This is a genomic window from Pseudomonas sp. Irchel 3E19, from assembly GCF_900187585.1.
GTDB lineage: Bacteria > Pseudomonadota > Gammaproteobacteria > Pseudomonadales > Pseudomonadaceae > Aquipseudomonas > Aquipseudomonas baetica.
The window spans coordinates 39,129-61,824 of record NZ_FYDT01000034.1 but is presented as its reverse complement, the minus strand read 5'-3'; the positions used below and the strand labels follow the sequence as shown (position 1 = coordinate 61,824).

At 68.2% G+C, this 22,696-nt stretch carries 2 protein-coding genes (1 of these 2 running past the window's edge); both read left to right on the top strand.

Features of this window, described 5'->3' with window-relative positions; genetic code table 11:
• Positions 1–5 precede the first annotated feature (5 nt).
• Positions 6–8,324, top strand: coding sequence for a non-ribosomal peptide synthetase (locus CKW18_RS20245; protein ID WP_095190426.1), 8,319 nt, complete (start codon positions 6–8; stop codon positions 8,322–8,324).
• Positions 8,321–22,696, top strand: partial view of an SDR family NAD(P)-dependent oxidoreductase gene (locus tag CKW18_RS20240; RefSeq protein WP_095190425.1) — the 5' portion only. It continues 3,750 nt past the right edge of the window; only the first 14,376 of its 18,126 coding nucleotides appear in the window; the start codon lies at positions 8,321–8,323; its stop codon lies off the right edge, out of view. Before CKW18_RS20245 ends, CKW18_RS20240 begins: the two co-directional genes overlap by 4 nt.

The following is a 22,696-nucleotide window of genomic DNA, read 5'->3' as shown; positions in this document are numbered from 1 at the left end:
CTCAGATGCCTGTCAAAGACGTGCAATCGGTCAAGAACACTATTCGTCGCCTGCTGGCTGACGCCCTGGGCGTCGCCGCCGAGGACATCAGCGAAAGCAGGACCTTTTTCGAACTGGGCCTGACCTCGCGTATCGGCGTGATGTGGATGGCCCAGGTCAACCAGGCCTATGGGCTGAGCATCCCGGCGGTGCGGGTCTTCAACTACCCGACCCTGGCGCGGATGGCCGAACTGGTGCACCAGGAACAGGCCGAGCAGGGCGTGGAGGGCAGTGCCCAGCGCCCGGCACGGGCGATGTTCGGGCGGCGTCCGGCGCCTGCCGCGGTAACGGCTGCGGCGCTGCCTGAGGCGCCGGCGTCCAGCATTCCCGCGCAGCCGAGGAAGCTGGCGTCGTTTCGTGCTCGGTCGCGCCCGGCCAGCGTCGAGCCCGCAAGCGTCCCTCAGGTGCCTGTCGCCAGGCCTGAGGCCAGAGGCGATGCCGGCGCCATCGCCATCATCGGCCTGTCCGGGCGTTTTCCCCAGGCGCGCGACGCGCGGGCGTTCTGGGCCGCCGTGGCCGAAGGCCGCGACTGCATCAGCCGCGTCGCCCGGGACTACTGGCGCATGGACCAGGCCTACAGCCCGACGCGCCAGGCGGGCAAGACCTATTCCGATTCCATCGGCGCGGTCGACGATATCGATTGCTTCGACCCGCTGTTCTTCAATATTTCCCCGGCCGATGCCGACGCCATGGACCCCCAGCAGCGGCTGTTCCTGCAAGAGGCGTGGAGCTGCCTGGAAGATGCCGGCCTGCATCCGCAACAGTTGGCCGGCAGCAAATGCGGGGTGTTCGTCGGCTGTGGCAGCTACGGCCAGAGCCAGAACGGCAATGCCCTGAGCGCCGCCGGTTTCCTCGGCGGCAGCGCCTCGATCCTGGCCGCACGCATCGCCTACCTGCTGGACCTGCGCGGCCCCTGCCTGACCATCGACACCGCCTGTTCCGCGTCCCTGGTGGCCATCGCCCAGGCCTGCGACAGCCTGGTGACGGGTAACAGCGACCTGGCCCTGGCCGGTGGCGTGTCGATCCTCAGCGACCCGTCGATCCACATCATGGCCAGCCAGGCCGGCATGTTGTCCGCCGACGGCCGTTGCTACAGCTTCGATCAGCGGGCCAACGGCTTTGTCCCGGCCGAAGGGGTCGGAGTGGTGGCCCTCAAGCGCCTGGCGGATGCCCAGCGCGACAACGACCCGATCTACGGCACGCTGATCGGCTGGGGGGTCAATCAGGATGGCAAGACCAACGGCATCACGGCGCCCAGCCAGACTTCCCAGGCCGAGTTGCAACAGGCGGTGTTCAAGCAGTTCGGTATCGACCCGCGCAGCCTGGGGCTGATGGAGGCCCATGGTTCGGGCACGCCCCTGGGCGACCCGATCGAAGTGGAGGCCCTGGTCAATGCGTTCAAGCCGTTCACCGACGAGCGCGGGTTCTGCGCCCTGGGTTCGGTCAAAGGCAACATGGGGCACATGCTGGCGGCGGCGGGGGTGGCGGGGTTCTTCAAGGCGCTCCTGGCGATCCGCCATCGGCGTCTGCCGCCCTCGGCGCACTTGCAGACCCTCAACGAACATATCCAGCTCGACCGGTCGCCGTTCTATATCCATACCGACAACCGCGAATGGACAGTGCCCGAAGGCACTCGGCGGCGCGCCGGGGTCAGCTCGTTCGGCTTCAGTGGCACCAATGCCTACGCGGTGCTGGAAGAGTACCCGCAGCCCGGCCCCGTGCCCGCCAGCGCACCCGCCGAGCAGGTGATAGTGCTGAGCGCGCAGAACGAGGAGCGCCTGCGCGCCTATGCCGGCAAGCTGCTGGAGTTCCTGCGCGGCGAGGGGGCGACGCTGCGCCTCGAAGACCTGGCCTACACCCTGCAGGTGGGACGCCTGGCCATGGACGCGCGCCTGGCCCTGGTGGCCGATTCCATGCAAACCCTGGAACAGGCCCTGGCCGCCTACCTGGCGGTGGCCCCTGGCGACGACCGCGAGGCCCGGCTGTTTCACGGCAAGCCTGTGGTCGAGCAGGACGCCCTGCTCGATGCCGACGAACTCCCGGCGACCGCCTTGCGCTGGGCGCGGGAGGGAAAGTGGGCGGCGCTGGCGCGGCTGTGGGTGCGCCGCGGCGGTTTCGACTGGCAGCCCCTGCGGGCCCAGGACGGCGAGCCGCCAGCGCGGCGCGTCAGCCTGCCGACCTATCCGTTTGCCCAGCGACCCTGCCAGATGCCGGTGTTCCGGGTATTGGCCGCGCCGACGGCGCCCGCCGGGCTGTCGCCACTGCTGCAGCGCAATGTCTCCACCTTCGAGGGCGTGGCGTTCCGTTCGCGGTTCAACGGCGACGAGTTCTATTTCGCCGACCATGTGATTGCCGGACGCAAGACCCTGCCCGGCGTGGCCTATCTGGAAATGGCCTGCACCGCCGGCTACCTGGCCTCGGGCCAGGCGATTTCCCGGGTGCGCAATATCGTCTGGCTGCAACCCTTCCTGGTGGACCGCGAGCCGGCCACCCTGGAACTGCGCCTGAAGCAGAAAAACGCCAAGACCCGCTTTGAAATCCACGACCTTTCCGGCGCCCGCGAACAGCTCTGCGCCCAGGGTGAAATCGTCATCGAGGCCGGCGCCTCCGAGCTGCCACCGGTGCCGTCGCTTGCCGGACTGCTGGCCGAGGCCCAACGGCTGGACGAAGGCGCCGGGTGCTATGCGCGTTTCGCGGCCCAGGGTTTTGCCTACGGGCCGACCTTCCGCGCCATCAAAAGCCTGTCGCGCAGCGGCGGCTACCTGATCGCCGAGATCCAGCGCCAGGCGGGCGGCGGCCAGGGCGAACAGCCGGTGCCGGAAGGCCTTGGCCAGCATTACCGGCTGCTCGACGGCTTTATCCTCAACCCGGCGCTGCTCGACAGCGCGTTCCAGCCGTGCATCCGTTTCTGCGAGGACGAAGACCCCAGCAGCACCTACATCCCTTACGCCCTGGAGCAGATCACCGTGCTCAAGGCCTTGCCCGAACGCTTCTACAGCGTCGCGCAGCTGCGGGAGATCGACGCCGAAAGCGCCCGTTGCTCGGTGCACATCCTCGGCGAGAGCGGCGAGCTGCTGGTGCATATCGACAACCTGACCCTGCGGCCGATCAAGGCGCGACAGGCGGCGTCGCCCAGCCAGCTGTACCGCATGGACTGGCTGGCCGCGGCGCCGGCACCCGAGATCGACGCCGCCCAGGCGCAGGCCGCGCGCCTGCTGTTCGTCGCCGATGGGCAACTGGCCGAGCACTTGGCCCGGCCCCAGGACATCCTGGTGTACCCCGGCGCTGCCTTTCGCTGCGTCGGGCCCCGGCACTATGAGGTAGTGCCCGACAATCCGCAGGATTACGCCAGGTTGTGGGAGGCCTGTGCCGAGCCGGTGTCGACCCTGGTCCATACTTGGGCCCTGGGGGCGCCGGTGGAGCTGCAACAAGCCCTGGCGCTCAATCTGTATGCGCTGACCTTCATCGCCCAGCAGTTGCTCCGTGGCGATGCCGCCAAGGGCACCACGCTGCTGCATTTCTATCCCCATGACGTGCCGGCCGGGGTGGCCGTGGGCGGCTTCATGCGCAGCCTGGCAGCCGAGCGGCCGGAGTGGGTGGCCCGCTCCATCGCTTTGCCCGGCCTTGGGGCGCAACCCCTGGCCGCACTGATGGCGCGGGAAATTGGCGTGTCGCAGCAACCCGGCCTTGGGGTCGAGGTACGCCTGGAAGAGGACCGGCGCCTGGTGCTGAGCGCGGTGCCCGATACTCAGACCGCCGTGGGCCAGGACGCCTTGCGCGAGGGCGGGGTCTACCTGATCAGCGGCGGGGCCGGTGGCCTGGGGCTGATCCTCGCGCGGGCGCTGGTACAGGGCTATCGCGCCCGGGTCTTCCTCACTGGCCGCACGCCATTGGCGCAGTTGCCGGCGGCGAGCCGGCAGGTCATTGAGGCACTCGACCAGGACGGGCAGGGCGCAGGAGTGGAATACCTGCCCGCCGATATCACCGACGTCCAAGGCAGCGCCGAGCTGGTGGCCGGGATCAGGCAGCGGGCCGGGCGCATCCACGGCGTGTTCCATTGCGCCGGGAGCATGGACAACGCCACGCTGGCGCACAAGGACGCCGCGCAGATCGCGCGCATCGTCAACCCCAAGGCCATTGGCGTCACCCTGCTGGACCAGGCCCTGGAGCACGAAGCCCTGGACCTGTTCGTGGTCTATTCGTCGATTGCGGCCGTGATGGGCTTTGCCGGCCAGACCGACTACGCCTATGCCAACCGCTTCCTCGATGGCTTTGTCGCCCAGCGCCAGCGCCGGGTCCGCCATGGGTTGCGCCAGGGGCGCAGCCTGGCGCTCAACTGGACCCTGTGGCGCGACGGCGGTATGCAGCTCGACGCGCAGAGTTCGCTGTTCCTGGAGCGCAGCCGCGGCCTGCAGGCCCTGGACGCCGCAGCCGGGATCGCAGCGCTCAAGCACTGCCTGGCTATCGAGGAGGGCACGCAGCTGGTGGTCGTCCAGGGGCAGGCCAACGCCATCCAGGCGGCCTGGAACGAGTTCCCCAAGGCGCCGCGTGGCAGCGCCGCGACACCCCGGCCGACAACCGCCAGCCCGCAGGGCCAGGGCTCGTCGGCGGTGGGGGAGCGGACCCTCGGCGAGCTGGCGGAGCTGCTCAAGCTGGCGCCCGCCGACATCGACCCGGACCAGGACCTGATGAAGTACGGCCTGGACTCCATCGGCGCGATGATGCTGATCAACAAGATCAACGACGCCTTTGACATCAACGTGCAACCGGCGGCGTTGCTGCGTCACACCAGCCTCAGGGCCTTTATCGCGCATATCTGCGAGGAGCATCTGCCCGCAGCCGAGGTTGCCGAGCAGACCCAGGCCGAGCCGCCGCTCGCGGCGCCGGCGGTCGCGGTGAACTACCCCGATCCTTACCTGGCCCCGGTGCCCAGGGGCGACTGGATCGACAGCAGCGCGCCGTCCGCCGCGGCCGCAATCGAGGCCGAGGTGTGGCCCATGAGCCATGGCCAGCAGTCGCTGTGGTTTATCCATAAGCTCAACGAAGCCAGCGCGGCTTATCACATCGCCATGACTTTCCGTCTGCGCTCGCCCCTGGATCGCGCCGCCCTGGAGCGCGCCTACAGCCTGTTGCTGCAGCGTCACCCGGCGCTGCGCGCGCGGTTCAGCGAACGCCAAGGGCAACCGGTGCAGGAAATTCCGCCAACGGTGCTGCCCGACATCGGCCTGTACAACCTGGCCGGCCAGTCGCGCGAGCAGGTGCAGGAGGCGCTGCAGGCCGCCCATCGCCAGCCGTTCGACCTGCAACAGGGCGCCCTCAGCCGGCTGCGCCTGTTTATCTGCGGCGAGCGCGACACCCTGGTGTTGTGGACCGTGCACCACCTGGTGTCGGATGCCTGGAGCCAATGGCTGCTGCTCGATGAATTGCTAGGCGGCTACGCCGCCCTGTGCCGCGGCGAGCAGCCGCTGCTGGCGCCATTGACGGCCAGCTTCGCCGATTTCGTAAGCGAGGAAGAGGCGTTTCTGCTCAGCGCCGCCGGCCAGCGCCAGCGGGATTTCTGGAAAGCCCGGCTGGCCGACCCAGAGGTGCGCCTGAACCTGCCGCTGGATTTCCCGCGGCCCAAGGCCCAGACCTTCAATGGCGCGTCGCTGGCGATCCAGTGCGACAGCGAACTGAGCGAAGGCATCAAGGCCCTGGCGCAACGCCAAGGGGTCACGGTGTTCACCGTGCTGCTGGCCGCCTACCAATGCCTGCTCGCCCGCTACTCCTCGGACCGCCAGGTGTGGATCGGTTCGCCGGTCTCGGGGCGTATCGACCAGCGTTTCAACCCGCTGGTGGGCTACTTCGTCAACTCGGTGGTACTGGCCGCCGACCTGCGGGCCAATCCGTCCTTCGGCGAACTGCTGCAACAGCAGAAACAGGTGGTGCTCGAAGCCCTGGAAAACCAGCGGGTGCCGTTCGCCCGGCTGGTGCAGGACCTCAACCCTCCCCGCGAGGCCGGGCGCACGCCGCTGTTCCAGGCCGAGTTCGTGTATCAGAAGCCGCACCAGAGCAGCGAACTGATCCGCATCCTGTCGCCCGAGGAAGGCGTGCCGATCCGGCACCAGGGGTTGCAGCTGGAGTCTGTGCCGTTCGCCCAGCAGGAGGGGCAGTTCGAGATCGGCCTGGAAATGATGGACATCGACGGGCGACTGGCCGGCGCCCTGAAGTTCAACGCCGACCTGTTCGCCGCGCCGACCATGGCGCGCATGCGGGACAGTTTCCTGACCCTGTTGCAACACTGCGTCAGCCAGCCCGAGACCCCGGTCTGGTCGCTGCCGGTGGTCGCCGGGCAGGATCTGGCGCGCTCGGCCACCTGGCTGCAAGGCGCCCGGGTGCCCGTGGCGCCATTGACCACGGCCCAATTGTTCGAGCAGCTAGTGCTGCGCCAGGCCGCGCAGACCGCGCTGCTCGACTCCCGGCGCAGTTGGAGCTACGAGGCCTTGAACCAGCGGGCCAATCGCCTTGCCCATCACTTGCAGGCCGCGGGCCTGAGGCAAGGGCAGGGGGTCGCCCTGTGCATGCAACGCTCGGGCGACCTGGTGGCCGCCTTGCTCGCGGTGTTCAAGGCGGGCGGTTTCTACATCCCGATGGACCCGGGTTTCCCCGCCCAGCGCCTGCAACACATGCTCGACGATGCCCGGCCGGCCTTCATGCTGGTCGACAGCCTGGCCGGGTTGCCCCAGGGGCTGACCCTGGAGGCCACGACCTTGCTCGACCTGGCCGCGCAAGCCGGGGTCATCGATGCCCGCCCGGCCGATAACCTGGCGTGCCGGTCGCACATGCACGACAGCGCCTATGTGATCTACACCTCGGGCTCCACCGGGCGCCCCAAGGGCGTGCAGATCGCCCACCAGGCCTTGAGCAACTTCCTGCAATCCATGGGCCGCGAACCGGGGCTGTCGGCGCAGGACCGCCTGCTGGCCGTGACCACCATTTCCTTCGATATCGCCGCGCTGGAGCTGTACCTGCCGCTGGTCAACGGCGCCTGTGTGGTCCTGGCGTCCCGCGAGGCGGCCATGGACGCCCTGCAATTGCAGCGCCTGCTGGACGAGCAGCGGATCACGCTGATGCAGGCCACCCCAACCACCTGGCAGATGCTGGTCGGCAGCGGCTGGGCCGGCAAGCAGGATCTGCGCATTCTGTGTGGCGGCGAACCGCTGCCGCGCAGCCTGGCGCGCGAACTGCTGTCGCGCGGCCGTGAACTGTGGAACCTCTACGGCCCCACGGAAACCACCATCTGGTCCTGTGTCGAGCGGGTCGACGGGCAGGGCACGTCGGCCATAGTGCCGATCGGCAAGCCGATCCAGAACACCAGCATCCATATCCTCGACGAGGCCCAGGCAGAAGTGCCGCCAGGGGTGGCCGGGGAGTTGTGCATCGGGGGAGAAGGGGTCGCCAGCGGCTACCTCAACCGCCCGGACCTGAACGCCGAGAAATTCATCCAGGGCCCCACCGGCCGGCTGTACCGCACCGGCGACCAGGCGCGCCTCACGTCCGACGGCCAGCTGGAATTCCTCGGCCGTGAGGACGGCCAGTTGAAGGTCCGTGGCTTTCGCATCGAGGCGGGGGAAATCGAGAACAGCCTGCGCGGCCATCCCCAGGTGCGCGATTGCGTGGTCACCCTGCGCCAGCGCGGCAGCGGCGGCGATGCCGAAGGGGTGTTGACCGCCTATGTGGTCGTCGTCGCGCCGGCGATCCTCGACGAAGCCTTCAAGGCCGAGCTGCGCCAGCGCGTGGCGCGGGACCTGCCGGCGTACATGGTGCCGTCGTTGTACGTCGGCCTGAACGCCTTGCCGCTGACCCCCAACAACAAGATCGATCGCAAGGCGCTGCCCGCACCGGAGAGCGTCGACCCCGTCCATGCGCGACGGCCCATGGCCAGCGGGCGGGCCGAGCAGGTGGCGGGTATCTGGGCGGCGATCCTCGGCCTGCCGCGGGCGCGCGACGACAGCCACTTCTTTAACGCCGGGGGCACCTCGTTCACCGCGACCCGCCTGATCTACCAGGTCCAGCAGGAACTGGGCATCACGCTGCCGGTCAGCCTGCTGTTCGAACATCCGACCCTGGGCAGCTTCGCCGAGGCGCTCGAACGCCAAGCTGGGGGCAGCCCCCTCCCACCGGCGCAGCCCGCCGAGCCTGTCCCGGACGACCCGGACCAGGCCTTGCTCGACATCCTCGCGCAATTACAGAGCGGTCGACTCAGCGTCGACCAGGCCAACCGTTTAATGGGTGATTTCCAATGACTGTGTGCATTACCACCACCGACATCCTCAACCTGGTCAAGGACGGCCACATCTCCCTGGTCCAGGGGCGCGATCTGCTGCGCCTGGTGGCCGGCAACGGCCAGCCTGTCCGGGAACAGCCCGCGGGCGCCATGGATATCGCGATTATCGGCATGTCCGGGCGCTTTCCCGGCGCCGACAGCACAAGCGCCTTCTGGGACAACCTCAAGGCCGGGCGCAACAGCGTGGCGCAGATTCCCGCCAGCCGCTGGGACAGCCGCGACTATTTCGATCCCGACCGCAACGCCCGCAACAAGAGCTACAGCAAATGGGCCGGCCTGGTGGACGACATCAAGGGCTTCGATGCCGACTTTTTCAATATCAGCCCCCGCGAAGCGCTGCTGATGGACCCCCAGCAGCGGCTGTTTTTCCAGGAAGCCTGGGGCGCCATCGAAGACGCCGGCTATGCGCCTGGCAGCTGGTCCAACAGCAAGTGCGGGGTGTTTGTCGGCTGTGTCACCGGCGACTACCTGACGCACCTGCGCCAGCAGCAGATGCCAGCCGATGCCTACAGCCTGACCGGCAACGCCTCGTCGATCCTCGCCGCGCGGCTGTCCTACTTCCTCAACCTGAAAGGCCCGGCGGTGGCGGTGGACACCGCGTGTTCGTCGTCCCTGGTGTCGGTGCACATGGCCTGCGAAAGCCTGCAAAGCGGCACGTGCGAAGTGGCCCTGGCCGGTGGGGTGATGCTGTACAACACCCCGGAACTGTTTGTCCTGGCCTCGCAGCTGGGCATGCTGTCGCCGGACGGCCTGTGCAAGACCTTCGACGAGCGGGCCAACGGCATCGTGATTTCCGAAGCGGTCGCGGTTGTGGTGCTCAAGCCATTGGCGGCCGCCGAACGCGACGGCGACACCATCCACGCGGTGATTCGCGCATCGGGGATCAACCAGGACGGCAAGACCCCGGGCATTACCGTGCCCAGCGCCTATGCCCAGACCCAGTTGCTCAGCGACGTCCATGCCCGCGCCGGGATCGACCCGCGCAGCATCGGCTACGTCGAGGCCCATGGCACGGGCACGCGCCTGGGCGACCCCATCGAGGTCGAGGCCCTGACCGCCGCTTTCCGCCAGCGCACCGAGGACAAGGGGTTCTGCGCCATCGGCTCGGTCAAGACCAACATCGGCCATGCCCAGGTCGCGGCGGGGATCACCAGCCTGATCAAGGCCGTGCTGTGCCTGCGGCACCAGACATTGCCGCCGTCCCTGCACCTGGAGCAACCCAACCAGCACATCGATTTTGCCAACAGCCCATTCTTCACCCTCGACCGCCTGCAGCCCTGGACGGCCCAGGCCGATCACCCGCGGCGGGCCTGTGTCAGTTCCCTGGGGTTCAGCGGTACCAATGCCCATCTGGTGCTGGAAGAGTACGTGCCTGCCGCGCCAGCGCCCGCCCGCCATTGCGACGCCCCGGGCGCCAGTGTGGCGGTGCTGTCGGCGCGCACCCCCGAACGCCTGAAGGTCATGGCCGAGCGCCTGCTGCACTGGCTGGACAGCAACGCCCCGCTGCCGGCTTTGCGCGACGTGCTGCACACCTTGCAAAGCGGGCGCGACCCGATGCCTGCCAGGCTGGCCTTGCTGTGCGATTCCCTGGAATCGCTGGCCCAGGGGGTGCGCGGTTTTCTTGCCGAGGGTGCCGATCGCCAGCTGGTGTTTGTCGGTGACGAAGCCGACGAGCAGGGTCGTCAGGCGGCCCAGGCCGAGCTTGCCGCGCTGCCACAGCCCATGGCTCGCGACCTGGCCCGCCTGTGGGCGGCCGGGGCGGCCGTGCAATGGCCTCTGTTCTCGCCCCAGGAGCACCTGCGTCGTGTCCCGCTGCCCACCTATGCCTTTGCCGCGACCCCTTACTGGGCCGCTGGCACGCCCGTCGTGCCCAGCGAAGTGGCAGCCTTGCATCCCATTCAGTTGCACCGGCTGAACGGGACACCACAGCCCAGCTTCAGTCATCGCTTCGAGAGCGACGAGGTCTATCTCAAGGATCATCTGGTGTCCGGGGCACCGACCCTGCTGGGCGTCTCCCATCTGGAAATGGCCGTCACCGCTCAGCGCCTGGCCGGGGAAGGCGTCCCGGACGGTCTGCTACAGCAAGTGCGGAACGTGGCCTGGATCAAGCCGGTAATCGTCACCGATCAACCCCAGCAAGTGCAGGTTGACCTGCAGGAGACCGAGCGCGGCACGGCCTATCGGATCAGTGACGGGGCGGGGCAGTTGTTTTCCCAGGGCCGGGTAGGTTGGGTGCCGGCTCCGCAACAGATGCCCCGGATGGATCTGGCGGCGATCAAATCCCGTTGCACCGAGGCCTTGCCGGCGGCGGACTGCTATCGGATCTTCGTTCGCAACGATCTGGTCTACGGGCCGAGCTTGCGCGCCCTGGAAACCTTGTATTTCAACGCCTCCGAATCCCTGTCTCGGCTGGTCTTGCCCCAGGCCCTGCGCCATGATCTGGGAGCCTACACCCTGCATCCGTCGTTGGTGGAAGGCGCCTTGCAGAGCATGTTGGGGCTGCTCGGCGACCCCAGCCGCGACAGCACCTTGTACATCCCTTATTCCCTCAACGAGATCACGGTTTACGCACCGCTCACGGCAACCTGTTACGGCTATGCCCGAGTGGCGGGCAACCATGGCGCGGCGCAGTTCGCCGAAAAGCGTTTCGACATCGACCTGCTGAGTGACGACGGACAAGTGCTGGTCGCCATACGCAGCCTGTCCTATCGGCCTTACTCGCTGCGCAAGAAGGACGACCTGCAACTGTTTGCTCCCCACTGGCAGGCGCAAGACCTCGACAGCCAGCCAGCCCAGCCGTTGACCGCCCACACTGTGCTGTTCAGGGCGGCTCAGGGAGGGTGGCAGGCTCTTGAACAGGCCCTGAGCTTCAAACCATGGCGCGTGTCGCCAACGCCGGCCAGCGACGGTTCGGTGCACGTCAGTGAAGACGGCAAGAGCCTGGGCATCGACCCTCGGAATGCCGGGCATTGGCAGCAATGGCTGGACGCGCTGCCCGCCAGCGGCGACTTGAATCTGTTGTTCCTGCTGGAGGAGGGACTGCAAGGCGAGGCGCTGCTGCACCTGTTGTATCAGCTTGTGCCCGTGCTGGTGGCACGCCAGCGGACCCAGGGACGCCTGCTGTTCGTCAGCCGTTCGGCCCAGGCCGGGCATCGCGCCCTGGCCGGGTTCGCCCGGGTCCTGCGCCATGAGCATCCCGGGCTGTGGGCCGGTGTCCTCGAGGTCAGCGGCACCGAGGCCGACGCCGCGCGCCAGGTGGAGCAAGAGTTGCGCCATGGACCGGTGGCCGGCCAGGTGCTGGTGCGTTACCAGCAGCAGGTGCGCCAGGTGCAACGGCTCGAAGGCCTGGAGCGCTCGGCGGCGCTTGTGCCCCAGGGCTTGTTTCGCCAGGGCGGTGTCTACCTGATCAGCGGCGGCGCCGGCGCCCTGGGCTTGCAGATTGCCCGCCAGCTGCGCCGGCGCTTCGCCGCGCGGGTGATGCTCTGCGGGCGTTCCCCTGCGGACCGTGTGGCGCAGGCCCTGGCGCAGGCCGAAGAGCCCAGCTTGCCGGGACTGACCCGCTATCTGCAGGCCGATGTCAGCCGCCAGGCCGACGTTGAGGCGCTGCATCGGGCGATCAAGGCCGAGTTCGGCGTCCTCAATGGCGTGCTGCATGCCGCCGGGGCGATCCGCGACAGCCTGATCGTCAAGCAGGACCCGAGCGCCCTGGGACCGGTGATCGAGCCCAAGGTCGCCGGTGTGCGTCACCTGGACGAGGTGACCCGGGGCGACGAGCTGGACCTGTTCCTGGTGTTTTCGTCCATCTCGTCCCTGGCGGGCACCGTCGGCCAGTCGGCCTACGCCTATGCCAACGAATACCTCGACCATTTTGCCCAGTGGCGCGACGAACAAGTGCGGGCCGGGCAACGCCAGGGCAAGTCGCTGTCGGTCAACTGGCCGTACTGGCGCGACGGCGGCATGCGCCTCAGCGAGCAGAACCAAACCCTGATGCGCAATGTGATGGGCGTGCAGCCGCTGTCCCTGGACACGGGGATGGAGGTCTTGCTGGGCCTGTCCACGACCAGCCCGACCTCGCTATGCGTGGCCGTGGGCGATCGCGCGAAGATCGAAAAAGTCCTCGGCATGACCCCGTTGCAGCCAACACCGAGCATGGCGGTGCGCCCACCCGCGATCGCCGCCAGCGAGGGGCTGGTCCGCGCGCTGGGCAAACTGGCCGCCGATATTCTGCGACGCGATGCCGGCAGCCTGCGCCCCCAGGTCGCCCTGACGGATTACGGCTTCGACTCCATCACCTATGTGGAACTGGCCAACCGGATCAACCGCGATTACGCCCTGGACATCACCCCGGCACTGTTCTACGAGCACAAGACCCTGGAGGCCGTGGCGCAATTTCTGGCGCTCGAGCAGGCATCGGCGACACCTGCCGTGCCAGTCATCGACGCGGCGCCTGTCACCAGCGACGCAGGCGCCGACCTGATGGCCACTCTCAAGGACCTGGCAGCCCAGGTGCTGCACAAGACCGCCTCGGGTTTCAACGTCGACAGCGAGCTGGGCAGCTATGGCTTCGACTCCATCACCTATGTCGAACTGGCCAACAAGCTCAACGGCCACTACGACATCGATATCACCCCGGCGCTGTTCTACGAGCACAAGACCCTGGCCGCGTTGGGTGGATTTATCTCGGCCCAATACCCGCAAACCGTCGCGGCGCCAGCGCCGGCGGCAGTGCCGGCGGCAGTGCCGGAACCGGAGCCGGCCGTGGCATCCGCGGCCGCAGGCTCGGCCATGCCACACGCCGACAATGGCGTCATGCCGATCGCGATCATCGGCATGGCCGGGGTGTTGCCGGGTTCGCCCGACCTGGAGCGTTTCTGGGAACACCAGCTCGCGGGCGATGACATGATCACCACGGTACCGGCGCAACGCTGGAGCTGGGAGGCGATCTACGGCGACCCGGCCGAGGGCGGCAAGACCCGCGCCAAATGGGGTGGCTTCATCGACGATGTCGACAAGTTCGACAGTTTGTATTTCAACATCTCGCCCCATGAAGCGAAGCTGATGGACCCCTCCCAGCGACTGATCCTGGAGACGGTTTTCAGTGCCATTGGCAACGCCGGTTACGCCAGCAGCGATTTCGCCGGCAGCCAGACGTCAGTCTTCATCGGTGTCTGCGCGACCGACTATCTCAATCTGCTGGTGGAGTCCGGTGCGCCGATCAGCGCCTATTCCTCCTCCGGGCTGTCCCACTCGATGCTGGCCAACCGCATCTCCTACCAGTTGGGCTGTCATGGCCCGAGCGAGCCGGTGGACACCGCCTGCTCCAGCTCGTTGGTAGCCCTGCACCGGGCGGTGGAGTCCATTCGTAATGGCTGCGAGATGGCGATTGCCGGCGGCGTGAACCTGCTCCTGAGTCCGTACCTCACCTTGTCGTTCAGCGATGCCGGGATGTTGAGCGAGGACGGTCGCTGCAAGACGTTCAGCGAAAAGGCCAATGGTTATGTGCGCAGTGAAGGGGCCGGCGCAGTGTTGCTCAAGCCGCTGCACCAGGCCATTGCCGATGGCGACGTCATCCACGCGGTGATCCACGCCACAGCTGAGAACCATGGCGGGCGGGCGAGCTCCCCGACCGCGCCGAACCCGGTGGCACAATCGATGCTGCTGGTGGATGCCTACACCCGCGCGGGAATAGACCCCTCGACCATTACCTACATCGAAACCCATGGCACCGGCACCCCCCTGGGCGACCCCATTGAAATCAATGGTCTGAAAGATGCCTTCGCCACCTTGTCGCGCAACCAGGGGGTGAATATTCCCCAAGGACGCTGCGGCCTGGGGGCGGTCAAGACCCATATCGGTCATCTGGAAGCCGCCGCCGGCATGGCCGGGCTGTTCAAGGTCATCTTGTCGATGCAGCACCGCACCTTGCCGGGCAACCTGCATTTCGACCGGCAGAATCCGTACATCAAACTGGCTGACAGCCCGTTCTACATTGTCGATCAGCGACAGCCGTGGACGGTCCTGACCGACGCGCAAGGTCGACCGATCCCACGCCGGGCCGGGGTCAGCAGCCTGGGCTTTGCCGGAGCCAACGCCCATGTGGTGCTGGAAGAGTATGTAGCGCCAGCCGGCACGCCCCATGAGGACAACGAGCACCTGGTGGTGCTCTCGGCCAGGACGCGCGAGCGCTTGCTGGAGAGCGTCCGGCGCCTGGCCCGCCATCTCGAGAAACAACCGCAGATCTCCCTGGCGAACCTGGCGTACACCCTGCAAGTGGGCCGCGATGCCCTGGCCGAGCGCCTGGCGCTGGTGGTGGGCAGCGTGGCCGAACTGGCGCAACGCTTGCGTGAAGCGAGCGACGGGGCAGCGAGCGCCGATGGGGTCTACTGGAGCAGCCCCGACAGCACCAGCGCCGAGTCACCTGGCCAGCAGTGGGATCAGGCCCTCGCGACCCGCGACCTGAAGGCCCTGGCACAACTGTGGACCCGCCATCGCGAGCAAGCCCTGGATTGGCGCGCGCTGTCGCGCCCCGCCGGCGTGCGCCGGGTGGCATTGCCGAGCTATCCGTTTGCGCGGATTCGTCATTGGGCCATCGACGAACCGCCGGTGCCAACGCCGCCGGCGCCCGAGCCATCCCCCCGACACACATTGCTGACATTCGCCGAGCACTGGCAACCGGCGCTCGCCGAGGTCGCCAGCGCGGCGCCGGAGCAACCGCGGCTGGTACTGTGTTGTCTGTCCGATCCGGCCCATCAGGCACAGTTGCGCCAGCAGGCGGCTACGCAGATGCCTGGCAGTCGCCTGGTGTTCCTGTCGCGCCAGGGCCATGCCGGCGCCAACAGCTTTGCTCTCGACCCGCAGCGTGTCCATGAACTCAACGAGGTGCTGGGGACGGTTATCCAGCGGCACGGTGCCATCGACGGCCTGTTGTATCTGTGGCCGCTGGAGACGCCGGAACTCAGCCGCCAGCCCGGCCTGCTGGTGAGCCTGGTGCAGGCGTTGTCGCGGTTGCAGCAGAACGTGCAGCGGGTGTTGCTGGGCGGTATCTGCCGCGACGGGGCGGACCGTTGCCAACTGGAATCCTGGATTGGCCTGGAGCGCTCCATGCCACGCATCCTGTCGCACACCGTCTGGCAGACCGTGCTGCTGGAAAGCACCGCGGCTTGCGACTTCGCCCTGGCCGGCCAGGGGCGGGCGAGCGCCTGTTTCGAGCCGTTGCTGACACAATGGCGCGGCGGCGCAGGCGGCAGCAGCCTGTATGTGGGGCATCAGCGTCATCAACTGTCGATGCAACGCCTGGCCCTTGAGGTGGACGAAGCCGCGCAACCGGCGGCCTTGCCTTCGGCCCGGGCCAACACCTGGCTGATCACTGGCGGCAGCGGCCATCTTGGGCTGCTGTTCGCCGATCATCTGGCGCGCACCCAGGGCACCGCCCTGCGCCTGGCGCTGGTGGGGCGTTCAGCCCCGACCCCGGCCCTGGAGCAGCGCTTGCAAGCCTTGGCCGGCAGCGGCGCCCAGGTGCGTTACTGGCAGGCCGATGTGACGGACTTCGCCACCATGGAGCAGGTGCTGATCCAGGCCCGCACTGCCTTTGGCCCGCTGCAGGGGTTCATTCACGCCGCCGGTGTCGAAGAGGGGGACAGGCTGTTGCAGGCCTCGGCGCAGGCATTCCAGGCGGTGTTGGCGCCCAAGGTGGCCGGCAGCGAAATACTCGATGCCCTGACCGCTGGCGATCCGTTGGTCCATGCCTGTTATTTCTCCTCGACCGCCGCCTTGCTCGGCGACATGGGCGCGGGCAGCTACGCCATGGGCAATCGTTTTCTGATGGCCCACGCCACGTATCGCAACCAGCGGGTGGCCCGCGGCGAGCGCCATGGGCAAACCATCGCCATCAACTGGCCGTTGTGGAAAGACGGTGGCATGGGCCCGGTGCGGGCCGCCGCCGACTCCGAACAGGGGCGTGACCTGGCGTCGTACCTGCACCGAAGCGGTCAAGCCTTGCTCACCGCGCAACAGGGCCTGGCGGCCTTCGAAGCGATTCTGCGCAGCGGTCTGGAGCACGCGGCGGTGGCCTGCGGCGACGCTTCCCGGCTGGCGCAACTGTTCGACCTGGACACTCCGGCACAACCCGCGGTGGCGCCAGTGGCCGCAGCGCTGCCGTCATCCGCGCCGATCGACCTGCACACTCAAGTCCTGTCGGAGCTGCAAGGCCTGTGCAGCGATGTGGCGCAAATCCCGGCCACGGAATTGCCTGGCGATGCCACCCTGAGCAGCTTCGGCTTCGATTCGATCAACCTGGCCCGCCTGGCCAAGAAGATGCAGCAACGCTTCGGTTTCGCCGTCAGCCCGGCGCTGTTTTTCTCCCATCCGACCCTGGAGCGGCTGGCCGGGCACCTGGCGCAACAGCATGGCGCGCCATTGGCGGAGCATTATCGTTCGCAGGCCGCGCCTTCGGCGCCCGCGGCCCAGGCACCGCAACCGTCGAGCGTGCCACTGGGACGGCTTCCGGCGCCTGTACAGGCCCCCGGTAACCAGGCCGCATCGACGCGGCCGGCCGAGCCCATGGCGATCATTGGCGCCAGCGGTCGTTTCCCGCAATGCGACTCGGTCGATGAAATGTGGCAGTTGCTGCTCGACGGCCGCAGCGCCGTGAGCACGGCCCAGGCCGCGGAGGGCTACAGCTGCGGTTCGCTGCGCGGCGTCGATGAGTTCGACCCCCTGTTCTTCGGCATTTCCCCGCGCGCGGCGCAAGAGATGGACCCGCGCCAGCGGCTGTTGCTGGAAGAGTCCTGGCGCGCCCTGGAAGATGCCGGGGTCGGTCCCCGGCAATTGGCCAGCCAGCGGGTCGGGGTGTTCGTCGGCCTGGAGGAGGGCGAGTACTTCCAGCTGGGCGGTGGCGGTTCCATCACCGCCAACCACAGCGCCATCGCGGCCTCGCATCTGGCGTATTTCCTCGACCTCGACGGCCCGGTGATGGCCCTCAACACCGCCTGTTCCTCGGGGCTGGTGGCCTTGCACCAGGCCTGCCAGAGCCTGCGCCTGGGCGAGTGCGAGATGGCCCTGGTCAGCAGTGCCAACCTGATGCTCATGCGCCAGTCGTTCACCCGCATGGACGAGGCCGGCATGCTGTCGCCGGACGGCCGCTGCCACACCTTCGACCAGCGGGCCAATGGCATGGTCCCCGGCGAGGCGGTGGTGGCGCTGGTGGTCAAGCCGCTGTCGAAGGCCCTGGCCGACGGCGACCCGATCGTCTCGGTGATCGCCGCCAGCGCGATCAACTACGACGGCAAGACCAACGGCATCACCGCGCCCAACGGCGCCGCGCAGGCGCGGCTGCTGGCCTCGACCTACGAGGCCTGCGAACTGGCGCCAGGGCAGATCGATTATCTGGTCACCCACGGCACCGGCACCGCCCTGGGCGATGCGGTGGAGGTCAATGCCCTGGCACAGGTCTTCGGCCAGTCGCAGGAGGGGGCCCATTGCGCGCTGACCTCCACCAAGACCAACTTCGGCCACTGCCTGGCCGCATCGGGCCTGGTCAGCACCTTGTGCCTGGCATCGGCGCTGCGCCACGAAACCATCCCGCCGAGCCTGAATTTCGAGACCCACAACGACTTTGTCGACTGGCAGGCCAGTGGCTGCTTTGTCAACACCGCGCCGCGCCCATGGCCGGTCAAGGCCGACGGCCCGCGGCACGGCGCGGTGAGTGCCTTTGGCATGAGCGGCACCAATGCCCATGCGGTGCTGCGTGACCTTGCGCCCGGCGAGCGTCGCCAGCCGCAGCGCTTCCAGGCGTCGCCGGCCTATCTGCTGGTGCTGTCGGCGCGATCGATCCTGTCGCTGTGCGACCGGGTCGAGCAGTTGATCGAGGTGCTGGTCGGCAACCCGCAACTGGAGCTGGCCGCAGTCAGCCACAGCTTGCTCGACGGCCGCCATCACTTCGAATACCGCTGCGCCCTGGTGGTAGAGGATCAAGCTTCGGCACTGGACCTGCTGCGCCAGCTGGCCAGCGAGTACCTGCCACAGGCGCGGGCCCGGGCGGCCAGCGACGATGCCTTCCCGGCGCAGGTGTTCCAGGAGCGGGTACTGCTCGGCAAAGGCGACAAGCGCCAGGCGCCGCAACCCTCCATCGTGCGCACCATCGAGCAATGGGTGCGGCTACTGGGGGATGACCTGGACGCCACTCCACAGGTCGAGGGCTACGAGGAGACCCTGCGCGGCCTGGCCGAGTTCTACTGCCAGGGCTACGCGCTGCCCTGGCACCTGCGTTACCCGCGGCAGGCGCCCGTGCGCCTGCAACTGCCGACCTATCCCTTCGAGCATGGCCACTATTGGGTCGATCCCCAGGGCCCCGGTCGCGGCAGGCAAGCGCCTGCGCCGGCGGTCCGGCCGCTGGTGCGCCACCAGACCTCCCAGGCCAACGGCGAACATTTCGTCTCGGCGTTCAGCGGGCAAGAGTTTTTCCTGGCCGACCATGTGGTGCAAGGGCATCACGTGCTGCCAGGGGTGGCTTACCTGGAAATGGCCCTGCAGGCCGCCACGGCGCTGCATCCCCACTGGCGCAGCGCGCGTATCGCCAAGGTTGGCTGGATGGCGCCCTTGATCTGGGACGCCGAGCGGTCGCGGCAGGTGGAAACCCGGCTGACTCCGCTGGAAGGCGGCTTCGCCTACCGCATTGCCAGCCGCCTGGCGGATCAGCCCGAGTCTGAGCCGCTGGTGCATGGCCAGGGCGTGGTCACGCTGTTCGACACGGCCCTGGCCGAAGACTGCGACGTGCTGGATATCCAGGCGCTCAAGGCGCGCAGCCGCCATGTCCTGTCCGGGGCCGACTGCTACGCCGCTTTCCAGGCCGCGGGGCTGGCCTACGGGCCGGCCTGCCGGGTGATCGAGGCGGTCTACCGCGACGCGCGCCAGTGCCTGGTGCGCCTGGTACTGCCCGAGGCGCCGGGCAGCCAGCCCGCCAGCGCCTGGACCTTGCACGCCGCCTTGCTGGACGGTGCGTTGCAAGGGGTGGCGGGGTTCTTCCTCGGCGCGGATGGCCGCGGCAGCCTGCCGCCGAAAGTGCCGTTCGCCCTGGAGCGGATCGATATCCATGGCCGGCTCGATGCCTCGCTGTGGGCGCTGCTGAGCCTCGATGAACAGGGTGCCGTGAGCAAAGTCGATGCGCGGCTGTACGACGATCAGGGCCAACTGCGGGTCAGCCTGCGGGGGCTGGCGGCCCGGGACATTGCCCTGGGCGCCGGCGAGGCCCCCGCGCCGATCCGCCTGCTGCGCCAGTGGCAGACGGTGGCCGAGGCCGACGCCGTGCCGGCTGTGAACGGCGAACATCAGCTGTTGTTGCTCGCCGCGGGCGATCCGGCGCCGGCATTGAGCGGCCTGCGCCGATTGTTTCCCCAGGCGCGGGTCCAGGCGCTGGCGGTGGCCTGCACCGGCCAGGACAACCTGGCCCTGGCCCGGGATTACCAGGCGGCGGCCGAGGCACTGTTCGCCCATCTGCAAGGCTGCCTGGGGGCCGGCGCCAGCCAGCAGCCGCTGTTCGTCCAGGTGGTTCTGCTCGGCTGGCCGGCGGCGCCGGCGATGCTCGGCCTGGACGGCCTGCTGAAAACCGCGAGCCTGGAAAACCCACGGCTGCGCGGACAACTGATCGCTACGCCGACCCTGGAGGCCCTCGAACGGCAGCCGATCGACGGCGGGCACGCCACGGTCTGGCTCGACGGCGGCCAGCAGCGGGTGCCGGTCTGGACCGACGGCGGGGCGCTGGCGGCCCAGCGGCCAGTGTGGAAGGACGCCGGCTGCTACCTGATCACCGGCGGCGCGGGCGCCCTGGGACGGCTGTTTGCCCGCGACATCATCGAACACAGCCGCGATGCGCGCATCGTGCTGGTGGGGCGCTCACTGCTGAGCCCGGCCGAACATCAGCAATTGGCCGCCCTCGAACGGCGCGGGGCACGGGTCGAGTACTGCCAGGCGGACATCGGCCAACTGGCGGAAGTCGAAGCGCTGCTGGCCTCGGTGCAACAGGCCCATGGCCCCCTCAGCGGAGTGATCCATAACGCCGGTCTCATCGCCGACGACTTTATCGTCAACAAGACCCTGGCGCAGTTCGCCAGGGTGCTGGAACCCAAGGTGCGGGGCACCGCCAACCTCGACCACGCTACCCGCAACATGGCCCTGGATTACTTTGTGCTCGGTGCCTCGGCCAGCGGCGTGACCGGCAATGTCGGCCAGGCCGACTACGCGGCGGCCAATGCCTTCCTCGATGGCTTCGCCCAGGTGCGCAACCGGCAGGTGGCTCGTGGCGAGCGCCACGGCCATAGCTTGTCGATGGACTGGTCGCTCTGGGCCGAAGGCCGCATGCGCCCCGACGCCTCGACCGAGGAGCGGCTGTGGAGCCGCTCGGGCATTCGCCCCCTGAGCACCGCGGTGGCGCTGGCGGCGCTGCGCGGCGCCCTGGCCGCGGGCGCGACCCAGGTGCTGGTGGCCGAGGGCGATCGTTCCCGGGCGCTGGCGTCCCTGGATTTGCACGAGAAGCCTCGGACCCGGGACGAGCAACCCCAGGCCGTGTCGGCCTCGACTCCAGCAGCCGCACCGAACGCCGAGCAGGTCCAGCAGTACTTCAAGCAATTGCTCTGCGATGTGTTCGCGCTGCCGGCGCATCGGATCGATGCCCGGGCGCCCCTGGAAGACTACGGCATCGACTCGATCATGGTCGGCCGGCTGACCGCGCGGCTTGAAGAGGTGTTCGGGCCGCTGTCGAAGACCCTGTTCTTCGAATTCCAGACCCTGGAGAAACTCTGCGGGTATTTCCTGGATCAGCACGGGCCGGAACTGGCGCGCCGCCTAGCCCCGGCCGCCGAGGCTACCGCGCCGCTGGCCCCGATGACGGCCCCGACGGTGACCGCGACCGTTGCGCCCGAGCAGCCGGCGACCGTCGCCGAAGGGCCGATGGAGTTCGCCATCGTCGGGCTCAGCGGCCAATACCCGCTGGCGGCGGACCTGCAGCAGTTCTGGAGCAACCTGCGCGAAGGCCGCGACTGCATCACGCCGATCCCGGCCGGGCGCTGGAACCACGAACGCTTTTATAACGAGCAGAAAAATATTCCGGGCACCACCTATGGCAAATGGGGCGGTTTCATCGAGGATCTGGACTGCTTCGACACCCTGTTCTTCAACGTCTCGGCTCGCGAAGCCGAGCTGCTCGATCCCCAGGAGCGGCTGTTCCTGCAATGCGCCTACCACCTGCTGGAAGATGCCGGCTACACCCGGGCGAGCCTGGCCGCCACGGCCCGTCGCCATAGCCGCGAACACAGCGCCGCCCAGCGCCTGGACAGCGCCGCCGTCGGGGTGTTCGTCGGCGCGATGTACAACGAGTACCAGCTCTACGGTCCCGAGGAGACGGTCCTGGGCCATCCGCTGGCGATTCCCGGAAACATCGCCTCGATTGCCAACCGGGTGTCCTATTTCTGCAACCTGCATGGCCCCAGTGTGACCCTGGACACCATGTGTTCCTCGTCGCTGACCGCGATCCACATGGCCTGCCAGAGCCTGCTGGCCGGCGACTGCGCCCTGGCGATCGCCGGCGGCGTGAACGTCACCGTGCACCCGAACAAGTACCTGGTGCTGGGCCAGGGCCGCTTCCTCTCCGACGACGGGCGTTGCCGCAGTTTCGGCGAGGGCGGCAGCGGCTATGTGCCCGGCGAAGGGGTCGGTGCGGTGCTGATCCGTCCGCTGGCGGATGCCCTGGCCCAGGGCGACCGCATTTATGGGGTGATCCAGGCATCGTCCATCAACCATGGCGGCAAAACCAACGGTTTTTCGGTGCCCAACCCCAATGCCCAGGCGGCGCTGATCGAGGCTGCCTTGCAACGGGGCCGGGTCGACCCGCGCACTATCAGTTACATCGAGGCCCACGGCACCGGCACGGCCCTGGGCGACCCCATCGAAATCGCCGGGCTGGGCAAGGCCCTGGGGGCTGGCCCGCGGGAGTGCGCCATAGGCTCGGTCAAGTCCAATATCGGCCACTGCGAAAGCGCCGCCGGTATCGCCGGGCTGACCAAGATCCTGTTGCAGTTCCAGCACCGGCAACTGGTGCCGTCGCTGCACTCGGCGGTGCTCAACGGCAAGATCGGCTTTGCCGGCACGCCGTTCCGGGTCCAGCAGACCCTGGCGGACTGGCAGGTGGCCACGGGCGAGGCGCGAGTGGCGGCGGTGTCCTCGTTTGGCGCCGGCGGTTCCAATGCCCACCTGATCCTGCGCGAACCCACGGCGCAGGAAAGCGCCACCGCAACCGAGCACGACAACGGGCACGCCCGGGCGATCCCGCTGTCGGCGCGC